Source organism: Pseudomonas turukhanskensis, from assembly GCF_027922365.1.
GTDB lineage: Bacteria > Pseudomonadota > Gammaproteobacteria > Pseudomonadales > Pseudomonadaceae > Aquipseudomonas > Aquipseudomonas turukhanskensis.
Map to the genome: position 1 here is coordinate 1 of NZ_BSFN01000044.1, position 5471 is coordinate 5471.

The window sequence follows — 5471 nt, forward strand, 5'->3', positions numbered from 1 at the left end:
AGAGGCTGCTGTAGAATGCGCGCCTCGGTTGAGACGAAAGACTTAACCAACTGTTCTTTAACAACTGAATCAAGCAATTCGTGTGGGTGCTTGTGAGGTAAGACTGATAGTCACCAGATTATCAGCATCACAAGTAACACTCGTTAATTTGAGAGTTTTTTGCGATTGCTGAGCCAAGTTTAGGGTTTTCTCAAAACCCAGATATGTTTGAACTGAAGAGTTTGATCATGGCTCAGATTGAACGCTGGCGGCAGGCCTAACACATGCAAGTCGAGCGGATGAGAAGAGCTTGCTCTTTGATTCAGCGGCGGACGGGTGAGTAATGCCTAGGAATCTGCCTATTAGTGGGGGACAACGTTTCGAAAGGAACGCTAATACCGCATACGTCCTACGGGAGAAAGCAGGGGACCTTCGGGCCTTGCGCTAATAGATGAGCCTAGGTCGGATTAGCTAGTTGGTGAGGTAATGGCTCACCAAGGCGACGATCCGTAACTGGTCTGAGAGGATGATCAGTCACACTGGAACTGAGACACGGTCCAGACTCCTACGGGAGGCAGCAGTGGGGAATATTGGACAATGGGCGAAAGCCTGATCCAGCCATGCCGCGTGTGTGAAGAAGGTCTTCGGATTGTAAAGCACTTTAAGTTGGGAGGAAGGGTTGTAGATTAATACTCTGCAATTTTGACGTTACCGACAGAATAAGCACCGGCTAACTCTGTGCCAGCAGCCGCGGTAATACAGAGGGTGCAAGCGTTAATCGGAATTACTGGGCGTAAAGCGCGCGTAGGTGGTTCGTTAAGTTGGATGTGAAATCCCCGGGCTCAACCTGGGAACTGCATTCAAAACTGTCGAGCTAGAGTATGGTAGAGGGTGGTGGAATTTCCTGTGTAGCGGTGAAATGCGTAGATATAGGAAGGAACACCAGTGGCGAAGGCGACCACCTGGACTGATACTGACACTGAGGTGCGAAAGCGTGGGGAGCAAACAGGATTAGATACCCTGGTAGTCCACGCCGTAAACGATGTCGACTAGCCGTTGGGAGCCTTGAGCTCTTAGTGGCGCAGCTAACGCATTAAGTCGACCGCCTGGGGAGTACGGCCGCAAGGTTAAAACTCAAATGAATTGACGGGGGCCCGCACAAGCGGTGGAGCATGTGGTTTAATTCGAAGCAACGCGAAGAACCTTACCTGGCCTTGACATGCTGAGAACTTTCCAGAGATGGATTGGTGCCTTCGGGAACTCAGACACAGGTGCTGCATGGCTGTCGTCAGCTCGTGTCGTGAGATGTTGGGTTAAGTCCCGTAACGAGCGCAACCCTTGTCCTTAGTTACCAGCACGTTATGGTGGGCACTCTAAGGAGACTGCCGGTGACAAACCGGAGGAAGGTGGGGATGACGTCAAGTCATCATGGCCCTTACGGCCAGGGCTACACACGTGCTACAATGGTCGGTACAAAGGGTTGCCAAGCCGCGAGGTGGAGCTAATCCCATAAAACCGATCGTAGTCCGGATCGCAGTCTGCAACTCGACTGCGTGAAGTCGGAATCGCTAGTAATCGTGAATCAGAATGTCACGGTGAATACGTTCCCGGGCCTTGTACACACCGCCCGTCACACCATGGGAGTGGGTTGCACCAGAAGTAGCTAGTCTAACCTTCGGGAGGACGGTTACCACGGTGTGATTCATGACTGGGGTGAAGTCGTAACAAGGTAGCCGTAGGGGAACCTGCGGCTGGATCACCTCCTTAATCGACGACATCAGCTTCCTTATAAGCTCCCACACGAATTGCTTGATTCATTGCGAAAGACGATTGGGTCGTCCTAGAATTTTTAGGAGGATCAGTTACGAGTTGTCAGCCTAGTAGCCCGAACAATTGGGTCTGTAGCTCAGTTGGTTAGAGCGCACCCCTGATAAGGGTGAGGTCGGCAGTTCGAATCTGCCCAGACCCACCAATTGTTGTGGAAGAAGCCTCAAGTACGGGGCCATAGCTCAGCTGGGAGAGCGCCTGCCTTGCACGCAGGAGGTCAACGGTTCGATCCCGTTTGGCTCCACCACGACGACAGTAAGAGTTCAGAATTGAGTATTCGCCGGTTGGTTGAATATTGAATTCTGGTCTTTGACTAGAAAGTATTAATCGTTCTTTAAAAATTTGGGTATGTGATAGAAAGATAGACTGGATAGCACTTTCACTGGTGTTTATTCAGGCTAAGGTAAAATTTGTGAGTTCTCTTGAGAGATCAAGAGTATTTCGAATTTTCGGCGAATGTCGTCTTCATAGTATAACCAGATTGCTTGGGGTTATATGGTCAAGTGAAGAAGCGCATACGGTGGATGCCTTGGCAGTCAGAGGCGATGAAAGACGTGGTAGCCTGCGAAAAGCTTCGGGGAGTCGGCAAACAGACTTTGATCCGGAGATGTCTGAATGGGGGAACCCACTTAACATAAGTTAAGTATCTTGCACTGAATACATAGGTGTAAGAAGCGAACCAGGGGAACTGAAACATCTAAGTACCCTGAGGAAAAGAAATCAACCGAGATTCCCTTAGTAGTGGCGAGCGAACGGGGACTAGCCCTTAAGTTGATTTGAGATTAGCGGAACGCTCTGGAAAGTGCGGCCATAGTGGGTGATAGCCCTGTACGCGAAAATCTCTTATCAATGAAATCGAGTAGGACGGAGCACGAGAAACTTTGTCTGAATATGGGGGGACCATCCTCCAAGGCTAAATACTACTGACTGACCGATAGTGAACTAGTACCGTGAGGGAAAGGCGAAAAGAACCCCGGAGAGGGGAGTGAAATAGATCCTGAAACCGTATGCGTACAAGCAGTGGGAGCAGACTTTGTTCTGTGACTGCGTACCTTTTGTATAATGGGTCAGCGACTTATATTCAGTGGCGAGCTTAACCGAATAGGGGAGGCGTAGCGAAAGCGAGTCTTAATAGGGCGTTTAGTCGCTGGGTATAGACCCGAAACCGGGCGATCTATCCATGGGCAGGTTGAAGGTTGGGTAACACTAACTGGAGGACCGAACCGACTACCGTTGAAAAGTTAGCGGATGACCTGTGGATCGGAGTGAAAGGCTAATCAAGCTCGGAGATAGCTGGTTCTCCTCGAAAGCTATTTAGGTAGCGCCTCGTGTATCACTGTTGGGGGTAGAGCACTGTTTCGGCTAGGGGGTCATCCCGACTTACCAAACCGATGCAAACTCCGAATACCAACAAGTGCGAGCACGGGAGACACACGGCGGGTGCTAACGTCCGTCGTGAAAAGGGAAACAACCCAGACCGTCAGCTAAGGTCCCAAAGTCATGGTTAAGTGGGAAACGATGTGGGAAGGCTTAGACAGCTAGGAGGTTGGCTTAGAAGCAGCCACCCTTTAAAGAAAGCGTAATAGCTCACTAGTCGAGTCGGCCTGCGCGGAAGATGTAACGGGGCTCAAACCATGCACCGAAGCTACGGGTATCACTTAGGTGATGCGGTAGAGGAGCGTTCTGTAAGCCTGTGAAGGTGAGTTGAGAAGCTTGCTGGAGGTATCAGAAGTGCGAATGCTGACATGAGTAACGACAATGGGTGTGAAAAACACCCACGCCGAAAGACCAAGGTTTCCTGCGCAACGTTAATCGACGCAGGGTTAGTCGGTCCCTAAGGCGAGGCTGAAAAGCGTAGTCGATGGAAAACAGGTTAATATTCCTGTACTTCTAGTTATTGCGATGGGGGGACGGAGAAGGCTAGGCCAGCTTGGCGTTGGTTGTCCAAGTTTAAGGTTGTAGGCTGACTGCTTAGGTAAATCCGGGCGGTTAAGGCTGAGAACTGATGACGAGTGCTCATTAGAGCGCGAAGTGGTTGATGCCATGCTTCCAAGAAAAGCCTCTAAGCTTCAGATAACTAGGAACCGTACCCCAAACCGACACAGGTGGTTGGGTAGAGAATACCAAGGCGCTTGAGAGAACTCGGGTGAAGGAACTAGGCAAAATGGCACCGTAACTTCGGGAGAAGGTGCGCCGGTGAGGGTGAAGCATTTACTGCGTAAGCTCATGCCGGTCGAAGATACCAGGCCGCTGCGACTGTTTATTAAAAACACAGCACTCTGCAAACACGAAAGTGGACGTATAGGGTGTGACGCCTGCCCGGTGCCGGAAGGTTAATTGATGGGGTTAGCTAACGCGAAGCTCTTGATCGAAGCCCCGGTAAACGGCGGCCGTAACTATAACGGTCCTAAGGTAGCGAAATTCCTTGTCGGGTAAGTTCCGACCTGCACGAATGGCGTAACGATGGCGGCGCTGTCTCCACCCGAGACTCAGTGAAATTGAAATCGCTGTGAAGATGCAGTGTATCCGCGGCTAGACGGAAAGACCCCGTGAACCTTTACTATAGCTTTGCACTGGACTTTGAATTTGCTTGTGTAGGATAGGTGGGAGGCTTTGAAGCGAGGACGCCAGTTCTTGTGGAGCCAATCTTGAAATACCACCCTGGCAACTTTGAGGTTCTAACTCTGGTCCGTTATCCGGATCGAGGACAGTGTATGGTGGGTAGTTTGACTGGGGCGGTCTCCTCCTAAAGAGTAACGGAGGAGTACGAAGGTGCGCTCAGACCGGTCGGAAATCGGTCGTAGAGTATAAAGGCAAAAGCGCGCTTGACTGCGAGACAGACACGTCGAGCAGGTACGAAAGTAGGTCTTAGTGATCCGGTGGTTCTGTATGGAAGGGCCATCGCTCAACGGATAAAAGGTACTCCGGGGATAACAGGCTGATACCGCCCAAGAGTTCATATCGACGGCGGTGTTTGGCACCTCGATGTCGGCTCATCACATCCTGGGGCTGAAGCCGGTCCCAAGGGTATGGCTGTTCGCCATTTAAAGTGGTACGCGAGCTGGGTTTAGAACGTCGTGAGACAGTTCGGTCCCTATCTGCCGTGGACGTTTGAGATTTGAGAGGGGCTGCTCCTAGTACGAGAGGACCGGAGTGGACGAACCTCTGGTGTTCCGGTTGTCACGCCAGTGGCATCGCCGGGTAGCTATGTTCGGAATAGATAACCGCTGAAAGCATCTAAGCGGGAAACTAGCCTCAAGATGAGATCTCACTGGAGCCTTGAGCTCCCTGAAGGGCCGTCGAAGACTACGACGTTGATAGGTGGGGTGTGTAAGCGTTGTGAGGCGTTGAGCTAACCCATACTAATTGCCCGTGAGGCTTGACCATATAACACCCAAGCAATTTGCTTAGCGAAAGCACGCAAATTGACGGTGTGAAGACGAAAGAACCGAAAGTTCGAATCGCAAATACCAATCTGAATACACATACCCAATTTGGAGCTGCGCTAACGCGACGCTCCACCCGAATTGCTTGACGACCATAGAGCGTTGGAACCACCTGATCCCATCCCGAACTCAGTAGTGAAACGACGCATCGCCGATGGTAGTGTGGGGTTTCCCCATGTGAGAGTAGGTCATCGTCAAGCTTAAATTCCAAACCCCTCA

2 tRNA genes and 3 rRNA genes are annotated in these 5471 nt (G+C 51.1%); all 5 read left to right on the forward strand.

Annotated features, from left to right (window positions below):
- The first annotated feature begins 209 nt into the window (after positions 1-209).
- Positions 210-1746: ribosomal RNA gene (locus tag PKE98_RS26815) — 16S ribosomal RNA — on the forward strand.
- Positions 1747-1874: 128 nt separating this feature from the next.
- Positions 1875-1951: transfer RNA gene (locus tag PKE98_RS26820), tRNA-Ile, on the forward strand.
- A gap of 26 nt (positions 1952-1977) precedes the next feature.
- Positions 1978-2053, forward strand: a tRNA-Ala gene (locus PKE98_RS26825).
- A gap of 250 nt (positions 2054-2303) precedes the next feature.
- Positions 2304-5193: ribosomal RNA gene (locus PKE98_RS26830) — 23S ribosomal RNA — on the forward strand.
- 143 nt (positions 5194-5336) lie between these two features.
- A 5S ribosomal RNA gene (rrf, locus tag PKE98_RS26835) occupies positions 5337-5452 on the forward strand.
- The 16S, 23S and 5S rRNA genes sit together here with 2 tRNA genes alongside, the layout of an rRNA operon.
- The last annotated feature ends 19 nt before the right edge of the window (positions 5453-5471 follow it).